This is a genomic window from Neopararhizobium haloflavum (genome assembly GCF_002750855.1).
GTDB classification, from domain to species: domain Bacteria; phylum Pseudomonadota; class Alphaproteobacteria; order Rhizobiales; family Rhizobiaceae; genus Georhizobium; species Georhizobium haloflavum.
In genome coordinates this window covers 157,812-179,079 of sequence record NZ_NWUC01000003.1, presented here as the reverse complement: position 1 = coordinate 179,079, position 21,268 = coordinate 157,812, and the positions used below count along the sequence as shown (strand labels likewise).

The following is a 21,268-nucleotide window of genomic DNA, read 5'->3' as shown; positions in this document are numbered from 1 at the left end:
CCGTCGCCGCGACATACAGTCGTCGGAGACCTGCTACTGATCCTGCGCACCGTCTCCGTCGTCGACGGTCCCTTCTGGCTGTGTCGCGGGGGCAATGTCCGTCTGCGACGGCTGCCCCTCGGCCGGTGCCTCGGTGTCTGCCGGCTCCCCTTCGCCCTGCGCTGCTGGCTCACCAGCATTTTCGGGCTGAGTCGGCTGAGAATCGACGGCCTCCTGCGGCGCGGCTGCGTCGCTCTCTGCTGCAGCGTCAGCCGCCTGCTCGATCCGGTCCGTCGGCACTGGCTCATCCGTGACGGATCCATCGGCGGCGGCAACCCTCCAAACGGTGTTCCCGGCATCGTCGGCGACGAGAAGTGCACCTGTGCCGTCGATCGCGACACCGACCGGACGGCCCTTCGCCTGGTCTCCATCAAGGAAGCCCGTCACGACGTCCTGCGCCATTCCGGCGGGTTCGCCATTCTCGAAAGGCACATAGACGACCTTGTAGCCGTTGAACGCACTGCGGTTCCAACTGCCGTGTTCGCCGATGAACGCACCGTTGCCATAGGCTTCCGGCATCGCGGAATCGTTGGAGAATGTCAGGCCCAACGCCGCGACGTGGCTCGATAGCGCATAATCCGGTGATGTTGCGGATGCCACCATGTCGGGACGTGGTGGATGCACGCGTTCGTCGACATGCTCGCCGTAATAGCTCCACGGCCAGCCGTAGAAGGCCCCATCCTCGACCGAAGTCATGTAATCGGGGACGAGGTTGGGGCCCAGCTCGTCGCGTTCGTTCACGACGGTCCAGAGTTCTCCGGTCTCGGGATGGATGTTGAGGCCGTTCGGATTGCGAAGGCCCGAGGCGAAAACCCGCGCCGCGCCGGTCTCGCGGTCGACCTGCCAAATTGCCGCGCGGCCCTTTTCGGCTTCAAGTCCGCGTTCGGCGATATTGGAGTTCGAGCCGACGGAGGCGTAGAGAAACCGCCCATCCGGGCTGACGGCCAGATCCTTGGTCCAGTGATGGTTGATGGGCCCGCCGGGAAGCGGTGTCAGGATCTCCGGCTCGGCCGAAATTTCGCTCGTCCCCAGCTCATAGGGATATGCAAGGATCGCATCGGCAGCGGCGATGTAGAGTGTGCCGTCGTACCAGGCGACGCCAAAGGGCGAGTTGAGGCCGGTCAGCAGGTCGCTTCGTTCGTCCACCGTACCGTCGCGGTCGGTGTCGCGCAGCAAGGTCGCGATGTTGCTTTCCGGTTGCGCGCCGCCACCGCCGCCATGGGCAATCGACATGATCCAGCCGCGAATGTAGTCCTTGGGGCGATCGAGTGGCTTGCCGGCCGGCGCGCGCGACTGGATGACGATAACGTCTCCATTGGGCAGCGTGTGGACCGTGCGCGGGTTGGCGAGGTCTTTCGCGTAGGCGGATACAGTCAGCCCCTCTGGCACGGTCGGCGTCTCGCCGTCTTGCCAACCCGTGACTTCAGCCACCTTGAGATCGGGCCAGAGGCTCATGCTGGGTTCGGGCAACTCCGGGTCGGGCCCGATCTGCTGCGTCACATCGAAATCGGATCCATTGCCGCAGCCGGCAAGTGCCAGAAACATCGTGCAGCCACCGGCAAGGACAATGCCTCGGCTCCAAAGACGGTCAGTCATTGACGTATACTCCCGCGCCGCGTCGGTGGATTGTCGCGTGGCCGATGACTTCGGTAACGACCAGAGCGATGACCGTGATGGCCGACAGCGCCAGCCCATAGGGCATGACACCGGTCCAGCCGTCACCGGCGTGAACGAAATTGTTAATGAAGGCGAGCAGAAGAACCAGGCCGGAGCCGATGGCATAGGGCCAACCTGCGCCCGGAGAACGCATATGGCGATGCAGCACATGGTCGACGATGCCCGCGACGGCGGCCAGCGCTCCCATGACCACCCCGACAAGCAGCAACCACTCGGCGAAATGCTGCCAGAGCAGATTGGACGTCTGCCAGTAGGCGACATCGCTGAGGAGCGTCAGCGTGAAGCAGACGATGGGGAAGGCGACGAGTGCGCCGTGCACCGGATGGCGACCGACGACGATAGGCGAAGGAGAATAGGAAGGCATGGCATCCGCTCGGATTCGGTGTCTCTGCACCAGACGCGGGAAAGGCCAGTTTGTTCCGAGATCGGCTGTATTCGTCCTGCGGAGATGCGATCGGATGTCCCTGCCGGACGGATGGTTTCGGCAGCGACATCCAGGATCGATCAGCGCCTCAGCGTGCCGCCGGTGGATTTGGTGACGTTGTCGACGACCTTGCCGGCCAGTGCCTCCAGGTCCTCGTCCGTCAGTGTCCGGTCAAGCGGCTGGATCGTGACCTCGATGGCCACAGATTTCTTGCCTTCGCCGAGCGCCGCGCCTTCGAAAAGATCGAACACGGTGATGCCGGCGATCAGCTTCTTGTCGGCGCCGGACGCGGCCTTGACGAGGTCGGCAGCCTTGACGGCCTTGTCCACCACGAAGGCGAAATCACGCTTGACGGCCTGCAGCGGCGACAGAGTGAGCGACGGCTTGGTGCGCGTTGCCTTGCGCTTTGGCTCGGGGATGGCGTCGAGGAAGACCTCAAAGCCGGTCAGTGGACCAGAGACGTCCAGCGTTTCGAGCGTGATGGGATGAAACTCCCCGAAATGGGCGAGCACCATCTTCGGTCCGAGCCTGATCGTGCCCGAGCGGCCGGGGTGATACCATTCAGGGCCGCCGGGTTCGATCTGCAGCTTGTCCACCGGCGCGCCGGCCGCTTCCAGCGCGGCGATCGCATCGGCCTTGGCGTCGAAGACATCGACCGGCTTGGCCGCCCCGTCCCAGTGGCGGCTGGCGCCACCGAACTTGGCCGTGCCGCGGCGCACGCCGCCGGCAACGCGTCGCTGACCGTCAGGCGCATCGCTTTCATACGTCCCCGACACTTCGAACAGCGCGGCATCACCGAACCCGCGATCCGTGTTGCGCTGGGCAGCCGCCAGTAGACCAGGCAGCAGCGATGGGCGCATGTCCGACATGTCGGCTGCGATCGGGTTGGCAAGCTTGAGGCCCGCGGCGCCCCCGCCGAACGCTTTCGCATGCGCCTCGGGAATGAACGACCACGTCACCGCTTCCAGCATGCCGCGGGCAGCAAGTGCGCGGCGTGCCAGGCGCGTGCGGATCTGCAACGTCGTCAAGATCCTGCCGTTGACCGCACTGTGGGTTTCCAGCGGCAATGGAGCAATGTGGTCGACACCTTTGATGCGCATGACCTCTTCGACGAGGTCGGCCTTGCCGTCGACATCGGGGCGCCATGTGGGGACCTTGACCTCGATCACCTCGCCGCTGCCGATCGGCTCGAAGCCGAGGCGCGTCAGGATGTCCGTCGCTTCACCCGCCGGCACGTCAAGGCCGGTCAGCCGCTTCACCTCGGAGAACGGGAAGCTGACGACCTTGCGCTCCGGCGGCCGGTAGCCCGCGACTTCCATCTCGCTCGGCGTCCCGCCGCAAATCTGCATGACAAGGTGCGTTGCAAGATCCAATCCGGGGATCATGAACTCCGGGTCGACACCGCGTTCGAAGCGATAGCGCGCATCCGTGATGATGCCGAGCGACCGGCCAGCCTTTGCGGTCGCGATCGGATCCCAAAGTGCCGATTCGATCAACACGTCGGTCGTGGTCTCGTCGCAGCCAGAATGCTCCCCACCCATGATGCCGGCGAGCGATTCCACACCGCGCTCGTCGGCGATCACGCACATCTCCGGGGTGAGCCGATAGGTGCGTTCGTCCAGAGCCAGAAGGGTTTCGCCATCGCGTGCGCGGCGGATGGTCAGGTTCCCCGCGACCTTGGCGGCGTCGAAGACGTGCAGCGGACGTCCGCGGTCGAACGTCATGTAGTTGGTGATGTCGACCAATGCATTGATCGGACGCAGCCCGATGGCCAGAAGGCGCTGTTGCATCCAGCGCGGGCTTGGGCCGTTGGTCACACCCTTGACGCGCCGCAAGGCAAAACCGGGACAAAGATCGCCGGCCTCGATCGCGACATTGACCGGGCACGCACCTTCCGCGCGGACAGGCTCGATCGCCGTCTCCTTGAGGCGGCCGATACCGGCTGCCGCCAGATCGCGCGCGATGCCGTAAACGCCCGTCGCTTCCGGGTGATTGGGCGTCAGGCCGATTTCGATGACAGGATCGTCAAGGCCCGCATAGGCGGCGAAGGACTGACCGACAGGTGCGTCGTCATCAAGATCGATAATGCCCGAATGCTCGTCCGACATCTGCAATTCGCGTTCCGAGCACATCATGCCCCGGCTTTCCACCCCGCGAATGTTGCCGACCGAAAGCGTGACGTCGATTCCAGGCACATAGGAGCCGGGCGCGGCGAATGCGCCAACGAGGCCAGCGCGCGCGTTCGGCGCGCCGCAGACGACCTGTACCGGCGTGCCCGATCCAGTGTCGACCGTCAGGACCTGAAGCTTGTCGGCATCCGGGTGCTTTTCTGCGCTCAGCACGCGCGCGATGGTGAAAGGCTTCAGCGCCGCCTTGTCATCGATGCTTTCAACTTCAAGTCCGATCGCCGTCAGTCGCTCGGCGATCTCTTCCAGCGTGGCATCGGTCTCAAGGTGCTCCTTGAGCCAGGAGAGTGTGAATTTCATTGGTCTGGTCGTCCCTTGAGGGTTTCAGCGTTCCGGCGGGAAGCCATCGAAATGGGGCAGGTCGTCGGCGAGTTCGACAAAGGGAAGCTGCCGCTTGGTAAAGGCATGGAAGGCGGGCGGATGGTTCTGCGGTTCGTCCATGAAGCCCAGCGTCAGATAGATGCGGCCGGGCAGTTCCTCGTCGCGATAGCCGATCTGGCTGCCGCAGCGGCCACAGAAAACCCGCTCCACGCCGCCGAAACGATAGCTCTGCGGCTCTCCGAAAAAGGTCAGGTCTTCATCCTTGAACCCGACGAACGCCATTACGGGCGCGCCGGTTTGCTTGCGGCAATCGCGGCAATGGCAATAGGCCCGGCGAAAGGGTTCGCCGTGTGCATCGGCGGATATGACGCCGCAGCGGCAGGATCCGGTATGGGACATGGTCAGCTCCATTGTGACGCAAAGATGCGGACGGTCGCGCTCCCTGCCGGCACCTAGCTGCTGAGGCCGCCGAACAGGGTCGGCATGTCGAGCGGGCGGAAACCGTAATGGTTGAGCCAACGCACATCGGCGTCGAAAAAGGCGCGCAAATCCGGCATGCCGTATTTCAGCATGGCGATGCGGTCGATGCCCATGCCCCAGGCAAAGCCCTGGTACTCGTCGGGATCGAGACCGCCGGCCCGCAACACGTTCGGGTGAACCATGCCGCAGCCGAGGATTTCCATCCAGTCGTCGCCTTCGCCGAATTTCACTTCCGATCCCGACCGGTCGCACTGGATATCGACCTCCAGGCTCGGTTCGGTGAATGGGAAGAACGATGGCCGGAAGCGCATCTTGACCTGCGGCACCTCGAAGAACGTCTTGCAGAATTCCGTCAGGACCCACTTCATGTTTGCGACATTCGCGGTCTTGTCGATGACGAGACCCTCGATCTGATGAAACATCGGCGAGTGCGTGGCGTCGGAATCCTGACGATAGGTCTTGCCGGGGATGACGATGCGGATCGGCGGCTTCTGGCTTTCCATCGTACGGATCTGCACGGGAGAGGTGTGGGTGCGCAGCACCTTGGCCTCGCCCTTGTCGTCCTTGGCGAAGAAGAACGTATCGTGCATCTCACGCGCCGGATGGCCTTCGGGGAAGTTCAGCGCGGTGAAGTTGTAGTAGTCCGTTTCGATATCCGGGCCTTCGGCGATCGAGAAGCCCATGTCCCCGAAGATTGCGGTGATCTCATCGATGACCTGGCTGATCGGATGGATGCGGCCGGTCTCGACCGGCGACGGCCGTGTGGGAAGCGTGACATCGACCCGCTCGCGCTCGAGCCTTGCCTCGATCGCCTTGGCCTTCAGTGCCTGTTTGCGCTCGGCGATGGCGTCGGCGATCCTGCTCTTGAGCCCGTTGATCGCCGGACCCATGGTCTGCCGCTCTTCCGGGCTCATCGCCCCAAGCGTCTTGAGCTTTTCGGAAACCGACCCCTTCTTGCCGAGTGCCGCCACTCGCACCGCTTCGATGGCGGGCTCATCATCGGCGGCGGAAATCTCCGCCATGATCTGTTCTTCCAGTTGGACGAGATCGCTCATTCCATGTCCTGCATCTTGCGTGTCGCCTGAACCGTTGTGCCAGGCTTTAATCAGAAAGGGCGGGCCGGTGAAAGGTCGTCCGACCACCCCTGAAAAGCAAAAACCCGCGCAAGGCCTCGAGCCAGCGCGGGTTTCCCAAATCCATGTATGCTTGGAAAAGCGCTGACTAACGGACAGCGCTTTCAAAAGCGTTCGGCGTCGTATCCTTGAGGTATTCCAATGCCTTCTTGGCGCTGGCAACCAAGGCACCGAATGCTTCGGGCTCGTGGATAGCCATGTCGGAAAGAACCTTGCGGTCGACCTCGATGCCGGCCTTGGTCAAGCCGTCGATGAAACGGCCATAGGTCAGGCCGTGTTCGCGAACGGCCGCGTTGATGCGCTGAACCCAGAGCGCACGGAAGTTGCGCTTGCGGACCTTGCGGTCGCGATAGGCGAACTGCATCGAACGATCGACGGCAGCCTTGGCTGCGCGGATCGTGTTCTTGCGACGGCCGTAAAAGCCCTTAGCTTTCTTCAGGACCTTCTTGTGCTTGGCGTGGGCGGTAACGCCTCTCTTGACGCGTGCCATGGTATGATCTCCTTAAATGTCGGTCTGATCGAAGGTCTCAAAGACCGTTCGGAAGGAACTTCTTGACGATCTTGGCATCGGCCTCGGAGAGAACCATCGTGCCGCGGGCGTCGCGAATGAACTTGTTGGACCGCTTGATCATGCCATGCCGCTTACCGGCAGCTGCCGCCAGCACCTTGCCGGAGCCGGTGATCTTGAACCGCTTTTTCGCGGATGCCTTCGTCTTCATCTTGGGCATTTTGCTTCTCCTATGCGCGTTCGAGGCTATGATCAGTGCCGCGATGTCCTTGGACGTCGGGCCTGCCCTGAGGCTGGCTGACCGAGACTGAGCCGGAACGCTTGGTTGTTGGTCTGCGGAAACGAGACGAACCGTCCTCCGCAAGCATTGTGAACCGCCACGGCATGCCCTGCCGGCCGGTTCGAACGCGCTCCCTTACCCATAAGCGCGCGAATGTGCAAGGCCTCGCCGTTCGAAAACCGCCATCAAGCGTTCACTCATGCTGCCCAATGCGTTCACTTGACCATCGGGCTGCCGTCCCCATGTCCAAGCGATCGATTGACGCCCTATGGCGCACCTTCAGATTTGAGGCTTAGTTCATGACACATCAGATGTTCTCGCCGACGGAAATGGGCGAGCTCACAATTCCAAACCGAATTTTCATGGCGCCGCTGACGCGCAACCGTGCAAATCCCGACGGCACGCCGAAGCCGCTTGCCGCGACTTACTATGCGCAACGCGCTTCGGCTGGTTTGATCGTCTCCGAAGCCACGCAAATATCGCCCTTGGGCAAAGGATATATCGATACGCCCGGCATATATACCGACGCGCAAGTCGAGGCATGGAAGCCGATCACCTCCGCCGTCCATGCCAATGGTGGCCGCATCTTCTGCCAACTTTGGCATGTCGGCAGAATTTCTCACACGTCCCTGCTTCCCGACGGCCAGGCCCCGGTGTCGTCCAGCAACCGCCGCGCCCGGTCGAAGACGTTCACGAGCAATGGGTTCGAGGATACGTCAAAGCCGCGCGCTCTTGAAGGCGACGAGATCGCCGCGCTGATCGAGGACTATGGCCATGCGGCGCGGTCCGCCATTGCCGCCGGTTTCGACGGTGTCGAAATCCATTCCGCAAATGGCTATCTGCTCGACCAGTTCCTTCAGGATGGCGCGAATGACCGGACAGACGCCTATGGCGGATCGATCGATAATCGCATGCGTCTGACATTGGAGGTGTGTGATCGCGTGATCGCGGAGATCGGTGCCGGCCGCGTCGGCATCCGGCTGTCGCCGCGAGGCCAAGCCAACGACATCACCGACAGCGATCCGCACGGGCTGTTTTCCGCGCTTTACAAGGCGCTCGACACGCGCGGGCTGGCCTACCTGCATGTGGTGGAAAGCTTCGGGACGGCGGGCGACGAGAAGGGCGAGGCGCTGATCCGTACACTGCGTTCCGATTGGACCGGCTTTTATATTGCCAACGGCGAATACGATGCCGAACGGTCGGCGGAAGCGATCAGGAGCGGCCATGCAGATGCTGTGTCAGTCGGCAAGGCATTCATCGCCAATCCTGATCTGCCGGAGCGATTCCGCACGGGAGCGGCGCTCAATCCGCAGGACAAGGACACGTTCTATGGAGGTGGAGCGGAAGGTTACACCGACTATCCGTTTGCCACGCTCGGCCGGGGAGATGCTGTCGCCAAGGCTGCATGATGGGACGCCGCTCAGTAGAGGTGCAGAATGACCGGTAGCACACCACTGTCCTGAAGGTATTCGACCGTCTCGAGAAGCGGCATCGCCAGGAAGAAGACGAGGCCGTCCGCAAAGGTCCGGTAAAGCCGGGCCGGGCGGACGGTCAGCACGTCGTCGGTCTGGAAGAGGCTTGGCCGCGGAAGGAAGCGCGGTACTCGCGCCATGTAGGCCGCATACGGGTCGCCAAAGCGTTCTGCCAGATACTGTTCCTCACGGGCGATAACGACGTGAAAGGCGAGAGCCGAGCCGATGGCGAAGAATGCCGTCACCAAAAGGCTTCCGGTCTGGGCTCCGACACCGGCGGCAGCGAGCGTCGAAAAGAGATAGAGCGGATTGCGTGTGATGGAATACGGCCCGCCGTCGACGATTTCGTCCGCCTTTCGCCCGCCTATATAGAGCGTGCACCACAGGCGGCCCAATATCCCGGCGGCAATGCAGGCGAGCCCGAGAATCTCGATCGTTTCGTGAATGGCTTCTGATTGCCAGCGTGAGCGCACGAACAGCAGCGCCAGAATGACGGCGCCAAGGATCGAGGCGAGAACCAGTCGGCGCAACCGCTGAAACTTTTGCAGGACCACGCGGGAACTGGCTGGATCATCCATCGGGGAAAATCGTCCGAAAAACAAAATGCCCCTCCCGCATTCTTTGTGGGGAGGGGCATTGATCAGCGGAAGCGGCCGCCTCTAGCGCGGCGCCAGCACCATCATCATCTGACGGCCCTCGAGCTTCGGTTCGGCCTCGACCTTGGCGATCTCCGCCGTCTGCTCCTTGACCTTCTGCAGCAGCTTCATGCCGAGTTCCTGGTGCGCCATTTCGCGCCCGCGGAATCGCAGCGTCACCTTGACCTTGTCGCCTTCGTCGAAGAAGCGGTTCATGGCGCGCATCTTCACGTCATAATCATGCGTGTCGATGTTCGGGCGCATCTTGATTTCTTTGACCTCGACGGTCTTCTGCTTCTTGCGCGCCTCGGCGGCCTTCTTCTGCTTTTCGTATTTCAGCTTGCCGAGGTCCTGGATCTTGCAGACCGGGGGATCGGCGTTCGGCGAAATTTCCACGAGATCGAGACCTGCGTCGGCGGCGATTTCCAGCGCCTCGCGAATGGGGACGACGCCCCGGTTCTCACCCTCGGAATCGATAAGCTGGACCCGGTCGACCCGGATCTCCTCGTTGGCGCGCGGCCCTTCCCTGGTCGGCGGTGGGGCTCTGAATGGTCTGCGAATGGTCGTATTCTCCTCGAATTGTTGAACCGATGCATGGAATATCGCATATGCCGGCCCTCGGCATTGCGTGATCTGCCGCAATGTCGTGATCGAACCGGGCAAGTCAATAGCATGCCCCGGCGAAAAAATCATCCCGGACAGTGAGTGGGCTTCGGGAATTACTGAGATCAGGCCATGTTGAGGGATGAGACATGACGGTTGAAAGCCACGGCACGACGACGCTGACTGTAGGTGAGGGCGCAACCAAGCGGACGATTGCATTGGTGCGCCGCGCGCCCCGTGATGCTGTCGGCCGGCCGGGACTTGTATGGCTCGGCGGCTATCGCTCCGACATGGATGGGACCAAGGCTGTCGAACTCGACCGCTATTGTGGCGCGGAAGGCCTTGCCTGCACGCGGTTCGACTATTCGGGGCATGGCCGCTCAGGCGGCGATTTTCGCGACGGGACGATATCGCGCTGGCTGGAGGAGAGCCTGGCGGTGATGGGTCAGGAGGCGCCCGGCCCGCAGATTCTGGTCGGCTCTTCGATGGGGGCCTGGATCGCGCTGCGGCTCGTTCAGGAATTTCAGCGCCGGGGCGAGGCCGATCGCATCGCTGGTCTCATTCTCCTGGCGCCTGCGCCCGATTTCACGATCGAACTGATGGAGCCGGAACTGACCGAGGCGCAGAAGAGCGACCTTGAATCCAAAGGCTATTTCGAGGAGCCGACTCCCTACGGTCCGGAGCCGAACGTCTTTACCCGCGCGCTGTTCGAGGATGGCCGTCGCAATCGCGTACTCAACGGCGTGATCGATGCGGGCTGCCCGATCCATATCATCCAGGGCATGGCCGATCCCGACGTGCCGCATACTCATGCGCTCCGTCTGGTCGAACATCTGCCTGCCGATGATGTCGTTCTCACACTCGTTCGCGATGGCGATCACCGTCTCTCCCGCCCGCAGGACATCGAGCGGATGCTGCAGGCGATTCGCGATCTCATCCACCAAGGCTGATCAGCCGATTGGCTGTGTGAGGGTCATAAAACGTGCAACGGGCACCAGCTGGAAATTGCCCGGAAAGCGCCATCGCTTCCAATAAGCCTCACGAAGTGTTACGCTGTGAACACAGTCCGTGGGCTTTTGGTAACCATAACGGATGAACGCCTTTTTCGTCGATTGACTTTCCCTGCTCACCAAATTTAACTCTTTATTAACGATAAGAGTGGGGTGAACAGGTGGTCTATTCGCTTCGAGGTCTGGGCGCGGCCGGACTGGCTGCAATGGCAGCTGTCGCGCTTTTTTGGACGCCTCCGGCCGACGCAGTCGAGCCGGACCACCGTTCGATGATGGTTGGTGCGGTCACTTCGCAGCCGATCGGGCACTACGAGTTCTGCAAGCGCAACGTCTCCGAATGCAATCTTCGGGCCCAGCCCACCGCCGCGCCGCGGGTCACCGACTTCGGATGGGAGGTCGTGCGTGAGGTCAATCTGAGCGTCAACGACGCAATCGTCCCGCGTACGGACGAGGACATGCATGGCATTGAGGAATTGTGGTCCTATCCCGAGCTTGAAGGCGACTGTGAGGATTACGTGCTTCTGAAGCGCCTCATGTTGATGGAGCGCGGGTTTTCGGCCAACGATCTGTTGATCACCGTCGTGCGCAAAAGAGACGGCGAGGGCCACGCTGTCTTGACGCTTCGCACGTCCGAAGGCGATTTCATCCTGGACAATCTGGACCGGGAGGTCCGGCTCTGGACGGAAACGCCCTATGTCTTCTTGAAGCGGCAGGCGTCGTTTCATTCAGGCCGCTGGGTCTCCATCGAGTACGGCAGCGACGTACCGGTTGGCGCTCTTCAGTAGAGCGGCATCTCCGCGATCAATGGTAAGGCTATTTCGGTTGGTCCCGCGGGTGTCGGGGCCATCTGCGACATGCCCTTGTGTTTAAGATTTTCGAAATATTGTATTTACCGTTTCGGGTTATTACTTCTTGGAACCATTGCGGCATCCGAGGGTTTCACGGTCCTGAAACACAAGACTGAACCGATCATGCAGAGACAAAATGCAAATGAGCGCGCGGCTGATCCGGCCATCGACCGTGCGGTGCTGAACAACATTCAGACCGCACCGAACCGTCGCATGCTTGGACGGATTCCGTCCTTTCGCCTTGAAGACGAGACGCCCGAGCCGATGCGTGACTTGTTGCGCCGAATGGAGCAGGCGGAGCGTCGTCGCACGCGCTCCAGCTAACGGCTCTGGCCGGAGGCGGCCGCTACAGCCTTGTGGGCCGCGCGTACTCTTTCCCGATCCTCTTCCATCTCCAATGCACCAACAGCCCGCTTGCATGCGCCCGCCGCATGGTTGATGGCCGAGCGGCGCATCGCGCCGTCTCCCATGTGGTAAAGCGCCGCGAACGTCTTCTGCAGCCTGAGCTGAACTTCGATCATGCCGGCTCCATCGCGTGCGATCGGCGTGAAGGCATGGTCGAAGCATTCATCGATCGCGATTGCGGGCAGGTAGAGACGGTCGAAGGTCACCGGAATATCGGCCGGTCGCTCACGCCACAACGCCAGAAGCCGGACCAGGCGGCCAAGCACATCGATTGCCGTCCCAGGGTCATTGATGCCGGGCGACAGGGCACGGGACGCGATTTCTGCCATGACCGCCAAGCCGAAAAGCGGATCCTGATCATAGCTGCGCTCGTCTTCGACCGTGAAGGCGGCACGAACTGCGTCCGGATCCAGCCGGTCGTCGCTGACATAGGCGATCGGTCGGCCGGGGTGCACGAACGTACCAGGCGCGGCGACGATGTAGATCAGCGCGCCCGCCTCCTCGGCCGCCTTCTGCAACTGCGCCATGTCCGCATGCTGTATGTAGCCGATCTGCGCCATGGTGACAGCGCTCGCATCGGCAGGGACGTCGCTTGCAGGATCTTCGAGAGGATTGGCCCCGAGAAACGGTTGCTCGCGGCGGCTTTCAAGTGCGCCCCGAACCGCCTCTTCCACCGATTTTGTCGTGTCGTTGACGCGGCCGAAATGCGTCAGGTGGTCGATCCAGCGTAACAGCGCGGTCACCACGGCGAGAATTACCGCCAGCGTGACGATAAAAAGCACGACACGCCCGCCACCCCCATAGGCTTCCATCGACAGAACGATGATGCCGACGAGACTGTAGAGAAACGTGCCGATGAACGTCGCCAGCACGTTATGGGTGGTCGTATCGGAGACGAGCAACCGCGTTGCACGCGGGGTTACAGTCTGCGTCGATGCGGAATACGCGGCGACCATTGTGCTGAGCGAGAACGTCGTGATCGTCAGCATGCTCGTGGCGAGGATGTTCAGGATCTGCTCGATCGAATCGGCACCGATGATCTCCTCGACATCGTCGGGGATCATCGGATCGAGAAGGATCCCGGCAAATGCCGTGGCAACGCCGAGCAGGGAGAGAAGCGTGGCACGAACCCAGAGGCGGCGTGTCCATTGGCGAAACCGCCATTGCCATTGTCGTAACATGCGGGGTCGGGTGCTCAGAGGTGTGGGATTGGAAGCTGCGGCGGATGGCCCAGAAATGGCGTCGTCATCCGCCAAGGCAATGGCGTTACCGTCAGATATGCGTTTTCAGCCAGTCGTTCACGCTGGTTTTGAGATGGCGGCTGGCCCAGTGGTTGCCGTTCTTGAGTTGCATGACGATGATCGCATCATCATCGTCCATCATGTCGTGAACCCAGTCGCGCAAAGAGGCGGCGTCGCTGTCGCATTCCAGCGCCCATAGATTGTCGATGAGATGGACCCCGCCGCGTTGGTCGATGGCCTCCTGCAGGCGATCATAGGGACGCTCTCCCCGGCCTTCGTAGCCAATCAGATACATCACCATCACACCACCTCCTTCGACGCGAAGGCTACCATAACCCGAAGTCGTCAAAGGAAAAAGCAGCGACGCGGCGACTGGTGGCTTGCAGATGAGGGGGGCTCTGCGACATTCTGGCGGTGCGACAGAATTGACGCTGGCGGAATGCGGCACGGGCGCCATATTCTTGCGATCGAGGAGAGAAAGTGAGCACCGAAATGGACGCCCTCATCCTGTCTCGCATTCAATTCGCGGCGAATATTTCGTTCCACATCCTGTTCCCGACCATAACCATCGCGCTTGGCTGGGTGTTGCTGTTCTTCAAGTGGCGTTACAGCCGCACCGGCGACGACGCCTGGATGAAGGCGTATTTCTTCTGGGTAAAGGTCTTTGCCCTCTCCTTCGCGCTCGGCGTCGTCTCGGGCATCACGATGAGCTTCCAGTTCGGCACCAACTGGCCTGGTTTCATGGAAACGGTCGGCAATATCGCCGGTCCGCTCCTGGCCTATGAGGTTCTGACTGCCTTCTTCCTGGAAGCCGTGTTCCTCGGCATCATGCTGTTCGGCTTCTCGCGCGTTTCCAATTTCATCCACTCGCTGGCGACCTTCCTGGTCGCCTTCGGCACGACCATGTCGGCTTTCTGGATCATCGCGCTCAATTCCTGGATGCATACGCCGCAAGGCTTCGAGATGCGTGACGGGGTCGCGCATGCGACCGATTGGCTCGCAATCGTCTTCAATCCGTCGATGCCGTATCGGCTGGTCCACATGCTGCTGGCCTCCGGCCTGACGGTCGCCTTCCTCATCGCGGGCCTCTCGGCTCTCCGGTGGCTCTATGGCGACCGGTCCGAGCAGATGTACAAGGCCTTGCGAACCGGCGTTTACATGGCTGCCGTGCTCATCCCTCTGCAGATATTCGCCGGCGACATGCATGGGTTGAACACGCTGGAGCACCAGCCGCAGAAGGTCGCCGCGATGGAGGCCAACTGGGAGACGCAAGGCCATGCGCCGCTGATCCTGTTTGCGATACCCGACGAGGAAACACGGGAAAACCACTACGAAATCGGTGTCCCCGGCGGCGCCAGCCTCATCCTGAAACATCATCTTGACGGCGTCGTACCGGGCCTCAACGATTTCGTGGCAGAGGACGGCACGGCGGAACATCCGCCCGTGCTGCCGCTCTTCGTCTCGTTCCGTGTCATGGTCGGCATCGGCATGCTGATGCTCGCGGTTTCATGGGCCGCCGGTTGGATGCTCTGGCGCAAGGATGACATCAACCGCCCTATGGCGTTCATTCTCGCCGGCATGGCGTTCTCCGGCTGGGTGGCGACGCTTGCCGGCTGGTACACGACCGAGATCGGGAGGCAGCCCTGGCTCGTATCGGGGGTCATCAAGACCGCTGACGCGGTCGCACCGGTCCCCGGATCGCATGTCGGACTGACGCTTGCGACATATCTCGCGCTCTATGCGGTGTTGATCGTGACCTACCTGACGGTGCTCTACAAATTGGCGGTGCGGGCGCACCATAGCAATCTTGAGCAGGATTCCGATCCGCGCGACGACACGATGACGATGGGCAAGGCTGCCGGCGGCGCGCTGGCGGCGGGCGAATAGAGGCTGACATGGAACTGGACGGCGACTTTCTGCTTCCTCTCATCTTTGCCGGTCTGATGGGCGTGTCGATCCTCATCTACGTCATTCTCGACGGCTTCGATCTTGGAATCGGCATCCTTTCGCTGTTCGCAGACGACGCCGAAAAGGACACCATGGTCGCGGCCATCGGGCCATTCTGGGACGCCAACGAAACCTGGCTGGTGCTCTCCATCGGTCTGTTGCTGGTCGCGTTTCCGATCGCGCACGGGATTATCCTCACCGCGCTCTATCTGCCGGTCTTCGTGTTGTTGGTTGGGTTGATCCTGCGCGGTATTGCGTTCGATTTCCGCTCCAAGGTCAGTGCGAAATCGAAAAAGGTATGGAACCGCCTGTTCTTCGTCGGATCGCTGATGGCCGCGCTGTCGCAGGGCTACATGCTCGGCATCTACGTTCTGGGGCTCGACCTCGCCATCGCCTCGATGGCGTTCGCGGCGCTGGTGGCGCTATGCCTCGCCGCATCCTACGGCGCGGTGGGCGCAGCTTGGCTGATCTACAAGACCGAGGGAAAGTTGCAGGAAAAGGCCGTTTCCTGGATGCGTGCCTGCCTGGCGCTGACGGCGCTCGGCATGGTCCTGATCTCGCTGGCAACGCCATTCGCATCCGGCCGCATATTCGACAAATGGTTCACGATGCCGGAGATCTTCTATCTCATGCCGCTGCCGATCGTCACCGCCGCGGTGTTCGTCGGACTATGGTTGCTGGTCGCACGTCTTCCGCGCGCCGATGATCGCTTCGCACTCGTCCCGTTTCTTGGCATGGGCGTGATCTTCTCACTCGGATTCGCCGGCCTTGCCTATTCCTTCTACCCGTATGTCGTTCCTGACAGGCTTACGATCTATGATGCGTCGAGCGCACCCGAGAGCCTGTTGATCATCCTCGCCGGAACCGTATTCGTTCTGCCGGCCATCGGCGGCTACACGATCCTCGCCTACCGGATATTCGGTGGCAAGGCGACCGAACTCAAATACGACTGATCCGGATCGACCATTTGCGCGATGGGGCCTGCGCCGAGGTCTGCAGCGCCCGCGCGCCGCCCTTTGTCATGCGCGCGATGGGCGTGTGCTGATCGAGATGCAGCTCCAGAAGAAAGCGCGCCGCGAAAATCCTTCTGTCATCGATGCCGCAAGGCATCGGCGCATCGGTGGGCGCTTCGCTCAAGGTCGCGTGCAGCCACTCCAGAAGCGGCGCTTCTTCCGATCCGAGCGTCGTGAGGGTGGAGAGGATTGGCGTGGGCGCCGCCGCCTGCCGCGGCGGATCGGCGATCCAGACGTAACCTTCGCCGTATTGGGTCGCGATGAAACGAGGCGCGCGTGCATTGTCGCCCAGCTTGCGCCGCAGGCGGTTGACCAGAAAGTCGATCGTCCTGTCGCTGGTGCCAAGATCATGCGAAGGCAAGGCTTCGAGAAGCTGTCCGCGGCTCAATAGACGGTGACGCGCAGACGTGAACTTCACCAGCAGCGCACGCTCGTGTCGGGTGAACGCCAGTTCCATACCGTCGTCGCGCAGAGCGCGCCGCATGGATGGGTCGAAATGGATGCATCCGAAACGGTGCATATCCATGGTGAGGTCCCGCAATGACAGAACGGCCGCAAAGCGACCGACACGCGTCGATACTGTTGAACGGGCCCCAACTGATGATGTGAACATACGCTAAATCGCGCGTCTCTCAAATACTCGCACAACAATCGGCTGCGACTCTAAAACGGTCCACGCTGGGGGAGCGGGCGCGGCGGAGGGACGTATGAGGAGACGGTGGGTCATCGGGTCTTGGATGGCATGCTGGCTCGCGGCCAGCGCATGGAGCCCCGTTCGTGCACATGACGTGCGAGCCGTCGATCTGGCCCTGGTCATCGCCGTGGATGTCTCCACGTCGATGGACCGCGAGGAGCGTATCCTTCAGCACGAAGGATTTGCCGGTGCGTTCGAAGATTCCTCCGTCATCGGCGCGATAGCCGAGGGGCCGCACGGCCGTATCGCGGTGACGTATTTCGAATGGGCGGGCAACACCCGCCAGCGTCTGATCATGCCTTGGACCATCATCGACGGCGCGCAATCCTCCGAGAACTTCGCAGCCCGGCTGCGCCAACGGATACCTGGGACGATGGATGGGGGGACGGCGATCGGTACGGCCCTGCTTTACGGCGTCGGATTGCTGGATGCCAAGCCGTTCTTTGCCGACCGAAACGTCATCAACCTGTCCGGCGATGGCGTCAACAATCGCGGTGCAGATCTTGACGCCGCGCGCACGGCCGCGCTTTCGCGCGGCATCACGATCAACGGGCTGGCGATCGTCTACAAGGATATGATGGAAGGGCTTGTGGAGGTCGTCGAGCCGGTATCGCCCGAAGTGCTGATCGACTATTTCGATACCGAGATCATCGGCGGCACGGGTGCTTTCGTCGAACCGGTAACGGCGCTGGAGAACTATTCGCAGTCCATCCGGCGTAAAATCCTGCGCGAGATTCAGGACCCGCGCCAGTTGGCGTCCCGCTGAATTCAGGCAAACAGAACCAGAGCGACAACGCCGAGCACGATCAAGGCGCAGCCCGCGATTTCAAGACGGGTGATGGTCTCCTTGAAGACGAAGACGGACGAGGCGAAGGTGAAGAGCATTTCCACCTGGGCGAGAACCTTCACATAGGCGGCTTGCTGCAGCGTCATCGCCGTGAACCAGCCGAAGGATGCCGTCGCACCGGCGAGCCCCACCAGCACCGCCGGTTTCCAGGCGCGCCTGATGCGTCCGAATTCGTCCGGTTCGCGCATCGCCATCCAAAACGACATGACCACCGTCTGGAATGCGATCGTGACGACGAGGGTGGTGGACGCCTGCATCAATGGGTTGGGACCATCAAGTGAAAGCGACGCGGCCCTGACGGCAACGGCGGCGATGCCGAAGCACGTGCCCGATGCCAACCCGATGATGGCGGTGCGACTGCCCAGCGACGTGACGAGGTTCTTCAGCGAAAAGGCTGTCCTGGCGATCGAGATCAGCATGACGCCGAAGACGGCGATCACGATGGCGATGATCGTGCCGACGCTGACGCGCTCGCCGAGAAACACGAGACCGAACAGTGCGGCCTGGGCCGGCTCGGTGCGCGAATAGGCGGTTCCAACCGCAAAATTGCGAAAGGAAAAGAGATGGACCAGCAGGGCGGTTGCCGCGATCTGAGCGATGCCGGCGACCACGGCCCAGACGATAAACGAGGCGTTGACCGCCGGAACCCTGTAGCCGAGGCCGAGGTTGAGGATAGCGAGAAACAGAAGCGCAAACGGCAGCCCGAAGCCGAAACGGACGAAGGTCGCGCCGGTCGTGCCCATCACGTTCTTCAGATGCTTCTGCATCGCCGAGCGCACATTCTGCACGAAGGCCGCCGCGAGAGTGATCGGTATCCACAATTCCATGGCATGGCCGTTAGCATAGGCGGAGGGCGACGGGTAGCGGGGCGGCCACACCGGGTCGAATTTGTGCGCGCGCCCTTTTTATTTACGATACCCGTGCGATAACCGGGCAATGACAGACAAACTGCACAAGCCTGCGTCGAACGATTTTACCCATGTGACCGACTGGGTCTTCGATCTCGACAACACGCTCTATCCTCGCCACACCGACCTGTTTTCGCAGATCGACGCGCGCATGACGGCCTATGTCGCCGAACTCCTGCAGTTGCCGGAGGACGACGCCCGTGCGCTGCAAAAGCGCTACTACCGCGATCATGGGACGACGCTGAAAGGTCTCATGACCCTTCACAAGATCGATCCGAATGCGTTTCTCGAACGCGTCCACGACATCGATTACTCCTGGGTGAAGCCGGATCCGGATCTCGGTGAAGCGATCCGCGCGCTGCCGGGCCGCAAGTTCATCTTCACCAACGGAGATACGAAGCATGCCGAGCGCACGGCCACGGCTCTCGGAATTCTCGACCATTTCGACGACATTTTCGACATCGTCGCAGCCGATCTGATGCCCAAACCCGCCGCCGAAACCTACGACAAGTTCATGGGGCTCCATCGCGTGGACGCCGCGCGGGCAGCGATGTTCGAGGATCTGCCGCGCAACCTGACCGTGCCGAAGGCGATCGGGATGAAGACGGTGCTGATTGTCCCCAATAACCTGGAAGGCCCGCTGGGCGAGGTCTGGGAGCACGAAGGCTACGATGGCGATCACATCGACTACGTGACCGATGATCTCGCCGCGTTTCTCAAGTCGGCCCTCAAGCAGTTGGAGCCGGGCGAGTAGGCTTGCGTCGGCCCGGCTTTCAGTCCGGTTCCTCGAAGCTGTAGTGATCCGCGATGACGGCCCAGGCCTCCTCGGCCGTCTCCACGAAACTGATCAGATCGAGGTCAGCTGGGGCAATCGTCCCGAAATCGGCCAGCGCCTCGAAATTGACGATGCCCTGCCAGAAGGTCGGGCTGAAAAGGATGAAGGGAACGCGCTCCATCCGGCCGGTCTGGATCAGCGTCAGCGCCTCGAACATCTCGTCCATCGTTCCGAACCCGCCGGGAAAGACGACAATCGCCTTGGCGCGCAGCAGGAAGTGCATCTTGCGGATCGCGAAATAGTGGAAGTTGAACGAAAGATCCGGCGTTACATACCGGTTCGGCGCCTGCTCATGCGGCAGGATGATGTTGAGGCCGATGGTGGGGGCCCCGGCCTCCGCCGCGCCCCGGTTGCCCGCTTCCATCACGCCCGGTCCGCCGCCCGTGGTGATGACGAATTCCCGGTGCCCGCTCGCCGCTGAATGCTCCGCGCAAAGCCGCGCGAACTGGCGGGCCTCTTCGTAGTAGACCGATGCGGCCGTCAGGTTCTGGCGCTGGGTTTCGTTGCGCGCCGCCCATGCATCACCGCCCGGCTCGGGAATACGCGCACCGCCGAACAGGACGACCGTGGACTTGATCCCGTACTCGTCAAGCAGCATTTCCGGCTTGAGCAGCTCAAGTTGCAGCCGGACCGGCCGGAGTTCTTCGCGGCACATGAAGTCTTCGTCGACATAGGCGAGCCGGTAGGCGGGGTTCTCCGTCTGCGGCGTCGAAGGTGAGCGCTCGGCACGTCGACGGTCCTCGCCCGAGGTTTTCAGCGGGTCCCACACATCGTCTCTGCGTTTCGCACTCATACCAATGGCCTGTATCGTTGTCGGGGAAGGCGGCACGGCTTGTGTCGATCCGTGCTTGTCCTTAGGAGAGGGGCATCCTCACAAAACTATATGGTCGGAGCGTTAAGGAACTTCCATGATCGACACCGTCGCCCTCTCCCAAACCATCGATGAAGCGTTCGAAAAGCGCGATGAATTGACCGCTTCCACCAAAGGCAAGGTGCGTGAAGCGGTCGAGGCCGCGTTGAACCTGCTCGACAGCGGCAAGGCACGCGTGGCCGAAAAGGGCGCAGACGGCAACTGGACGGTGAACCAGTGGCTCAAGAAGGCCGTCCTCCTGTCTTTCCGGCTCAATCCGATGGAGATCATCAATGGCGGACCTGGAGACGCCGTCTGGTGGGACAAGGTGGCGTCCAAATTCGATGGTTGGGGCACGCTTGATTTCGAGAAAGCGGGGTTCCGCGCCGTGCCGAACTGCACGGTGCGCCGCTCCGCCTTCATTGGCCGCAATGCCGTCTTGATGCCGTCCTTCGTCAATCTCGGCGCCTATGTCGATGAGGGCACGATGGTCGATACCTGGGCCACCGTCGGATCCTGCGCGCAAATCGGCAAGAACGTGCATCTTTCAGGCGGAGTCGGAATCGGCGGCGTTCTCGAGCCGCTTCAGGCCGGGCCGGTCATCATCGAGGACAACTGTTTCATCGGAGCCCGTTCGGAAGTCGTGGAAGGCTGCATCGTGCGCGAAGGTGCAGTTCTCGGCATGGGCGTCTTCATCGGGAAGTCGACGAAGATCGTCGACCGGGAGACGGGAGACGTGACCTATGGCGAGGTACCGCCTTATTCGGTCGTTGTGGCAGGATCGATGCCCGGCACCAAGCCGATGGGCAACGGCCAGCCGGCCCCGCATCTCTACTGCGCCGTGATCGTCAAGAAAGTCGATGAAAAGACGCGCGCCAAGGTGTCCATCAACGAATTGCTCAGGGACTAGGC

At 61.7% G+C, this 21,268-nt stretch carries 23 protein-coding genes; 9 read left to right on the top strand and 14 right to left on the bottom strand.

Translation table 11 applies throughout. The annotated features are described in order from the left end of the window. Window positions 1–33 precede the first annotated feature (33 nt). The 7 genes from CN673_RS08450 to rpmI form a co-directional block, all read right to left on the bottom strand. Window positions 34–1,635 carry a PQQ-dependent sugar dehydrogenase gene (locus tag CN673_RS08450; protein WP_099865817.1) on the bottom strand — a complete coding sequence of 534 codons (1,602 nt, stop codon included), beginning with the start codon at window positions 1,633–1,635 and terminating at the stop codon, window positions 34–36. After that, complete coding sequence (locus CN673_RS08445) at window positions 1,628–2,080, bottom strand: DUF2231 domain-containing protein (protein ID WP_099865816.1); 453 nt, start codon at window positions 2,078–2,080, stop codon at window positions 1,628–1,630. The genes CN673_RS08450 and CN673_RS08445 overlap by 8 nt, the downstream gene beginning before the upstream one ends. Window positions 2,081–2,220: 140 nt before the next feature. Beyond that, window positions 2,221–4,626 carry a phenylalanine--tRNA ligase subunit beta gene (gene pheT / locus CN673_RS08440; protein ID WP_099865815.1) on the bottom strand — a complete coding sequence of 802 codons (2,406 nt, stop codon included), beginning with the start codon at window positions 4,624–4,626 and terminating at the stop codon, window positions 2,221–2,223. Window positions 4,627–4,650: 24 nt separating this feature from the next. Then, window positions 4,651–5,046 (bottom strand): GFA family protein, encoded by a 396-nt coding sequence (locus CN673_RS08435; protein WP_245409833.1) that lies wholly within the window; start codon window positions 5,044–5,046, stop codon window positions 4,651–4,653. A gap of 53 nt (window positions 5,047–5,099) precedes the next feature. After that, on the bottom strand, window positions 5,100–6,182 hold the full coding sequence (gene pheS, locus CN673_RS08430; protein ID WP_099865813.1) for a phenylalanine--tRNA ligase subunit alpha: 1,083 nt from the start codon (window positions 6,180–6,182) through the stop codon (window positions 5,100–5,102). A gap of 166 nt (window positions 6,183–6,348) precedes the next feature. Beyond that, window positions 6,349–6,750: a 50S ribosomal protein L20 gene (rplT, locus tag CN673_RS08425; protein WP_099865812.1), complete on the bottom strand. Its 402-nt coding sequence runs from the start codon at window positions 6,748–6,750 to the stop codon at window positions 6,349–6,351. A 37-nt stretch (window positions 6,751–6,787) separates the two neighbouring features. Continuing rightward, window positions 6,788–6,988, bottom strand: a complete 201-nt coding sequence (gene rpmI, locus CN673_RS08420) for a 50S ribosomal protein L35 (protein ID WP_099865811.1) — start codon at window positions 6,986–6,988, stop codon at window positions 6,788–6,790. A 359-nt stretch (window positions 6,989–7,347) separates the two neighbouring features. On the opposite strand from rpmI, the gene CN673_RS08415 reads away from it, so the two are divergent. Continuing rightward, on the top strand, window positions 7,348–8,457 hold the full coding sequence (locus tag CN673_RS08415) for an alkene reductase (protein ID WP_198585950.1): 1,110 nt from the start codon (window positions 7,348–7,350) through the stop codon (window positions 8,455–8,457). Window positions 8,458–8,468: 11 nt separating this feature from the next. Here the strand turns inward: CN673_RS08415 and CN673_RS08410 are convergent, their stop codons facing one another. Together CN673_RS08410 and infC are read right to left on the bottom strand one after the other, a co-directional pair. Then, window positions 8,469–9,098: a methyltransferase family protein gene (locus tag CN673_RS08410; protein WP_099865810.1), complete on the bottom strand. Its 630-nt coding sequence runs from the start codon at window positions 9,096–9,098 to the stop codon at window positions 8,469–8,471. An 81-nt stretch (window positions 9,099–9,179) separates the two neighbouring features. Continuing rightward, on the bottom strand, window positions 9,180–9,716 hold the full coding sequence (gene infC, locus CN673_RS08405; RefSeq protein WP_198585966.1) for a translation initiation factor IF-3: 537 nt from the start codon (window positions 9,714–9,716) through the stop codon (window positions 9,180–9,182). Window positions 9,717–9,907: 191 nt separating this feature from the next. Here infC and CN673_RS08400 point away from each other — a divergent pair, with 191 nt between their 5' ends. From CN673_RS08400 to CN673_RS08390, 3 genes are all read left to right on the top strand, one after another. Beyond that, window positions 9,908–10,708 (top strand): alpha/beta hydrolase, encoded by an 801-nt coding sequence (locus CN673_RS08400; protein ID WP_099865808.1) that lies wholly within the window; start codon window positions 9,908–9,910, stop codon window positions 10,706–10,708. 266 nt (window positions 10,709–10,974) lie between these two features. Next, window positions 10,975–11,553, top strand: a complete 579-nt coding sequence (locus CN673_RS08395) for a transglutaminase-like cysteine peptidase (protein WP_099866110.1) — start codon at window positions 10,975–10,977, stop codon at window positions 11,551–11,553. Between the two features lie 186 nt (window positions 11,554–11,739). Continuing rightward, window positions 11,740–11,940, top strand: a complete 201-nt coding sequence (locus CN673_RS08390; protein WP_099865807.1) for a hypothetical protein — start codon at window positions 11,740–11,742, stop codon at window positions 11,938–11,940. Here CN673_RS08390 and CN673_RS08385 read toward each other — a convergent pair. Together CN673_RS08385 and CN673_RS08380 are read right to left on the bottom strand one after the other, a co-directional pair. Further along, a complete protein-coding gene (locus tag CN673_RS08385) occupies window positions 11,937–13,202 on the bottom strand; it encodes a DUF2254 domain-containing protein (protein WP_099865806.1) in 1,266 nt (421 codons plus the stop codon). The genes CN673_RS08390 and CN673_RS08385 overlap by 4 nt on opposite strands. A 91-nt stretch (window positions 13,203–13,293) precedes the next feature. After that, window positions 13,294–13,563, bottom strand: coding sequence for a hypothetical protein (locus CN673_RS08380; protein ID WP_099865805.1), 270 nt, complete (start codon window positions 13,561–13,563; stop codon window positions 13,294–13,296). Between the two features lie 191 nt (window positions 13,564–13,754). On the opposite strand from CN673_RS08380, the gene CN673_RS08375 reads away from it, so the two are divergent. Together CN673_RS08375 and CN673_RS08370 are read left to right on the top strand one after the other, a co-directional pair. Beyond that, window positions 13,755–15,149, top strand: a complete 1,395-nt coding sequence (locus CN673_RS08375) for a cytochrome ubiquinol oxidase subunit I (RefSeq protein ID WP_099865804.1) — start codon at window positions 13,755–13,757, stop codon at window positions 15,147–15,149. Window positions 15,150–15,157: 8 nt separating this feature from the next. Continuing rightward, a complete protein-coding gene (locus tag CN673_RS08370; protein WP_099865803.1) occupies window positions 15,158–16,162 on the top strand; it encodes a cytochrome d ubiquinol oxidase subunit II in 1,005 nt (334 codons plus the stop codon). Here the strand turns inward: CN673_RS08370 and CN673_RS21440 are convergent. After that, window positions 16,149–16,748, bottom strand: a complete 600-nt coding sequence (locus CN673_RS21440) for a winged helix-turn-helix domain-containing protein (RefSeq protein WP_198585949.1) — start codon at window positions 16,746–16,748, stop codon at window positions 16,149–16,151. The genes CN673_RS08370 and CN673_RS21440 overlap by 14 nt on opposite strands. Before the next feature lie 211 nt (window positions 16,749–16,959). Here CN673_RS21440 and CN673_RS08360 point away from each other — a divergent pair, with 211 nt between their 5' ends. Then, a complete protein-coding gene (locus CN673_RS08360) occupies window positions 16,960–17,682 on the top strand; it encodes a DUF1194 domain-containing protein (RefSeq protein WP_157928834.1) in 723 nt (240 codons plus the stop codon). A 2-nt stretch (window positions 17,683–17,684) separates the two neighbouring features. Here the strand turns inward: CN673_RS08360 and CN673_RS08355 are convergent, their stop codons facing one another. Continuing rightward, entirely contained in the window at window positions 17,685–18,590 is a 906-nt protein-coding gene (locus CN673_RS08355) for an EamA family transporter (protein ID WP_099865801.1), read from the bottom strand. 109 nt (window positions 18,591–18,699) lie between these two features. On the opposite strand from CN673_RS08355, the gene CN673_RS08350 reads away from it, so the two are divergent. Continuing rightward, on the top strand, window positions 18,700–19,425 hold the full coding sequence (locus tag CN673_RS08350; protein ID WP_099865800.1) for a pyrimidine 5'-nucleotidase: 726 nt from the start codon (window positions 18,700–18,702) through the stop codon (window positions 19,423–19,425). A gap of 19 nt (window positions 19,426–19,444) precedes the next feature. Here CN673_RS08350 and CN673_RS08345 read toward each other — a convergent pair whose 3' ends face one another. Next, window positions 19,445–20,299 carry an LOG family protein gene (locus CN673_RS08345; RefSeq protein WP_099865799.1) on the bottom strand — a complete coding sequence of 285 codons (855 nt, stop codon included), beginning with the start codon at window positions 20,297–20,299 and terminating at the stop codon, window positions 19,445–19,447. Window positions 20,300–20,414: 115 nt separating this feature from the next. On the opposite strand from CN673_RS08345, the gene dapD reads away from it, so the two are divergent. Beyond that, window positions 20,415–21,266 carry a 2,3,4,5-tetrahydropyridine-2,6-dicarboxylate N-succinyltransferase gene (gene dapD, locus CN673_RS08340; RefSeq protein ID WP_099865798.1) on the top strand — a complete coding sequence of 284 codons (852 nt, stop codon included), beginning with the start codon at window positions 20,415–20,417 and terminating at the stop codon, window positions 21,264–21,266. Window positions 21,267–21,268 lie beyond the last annotated feature (2 nt).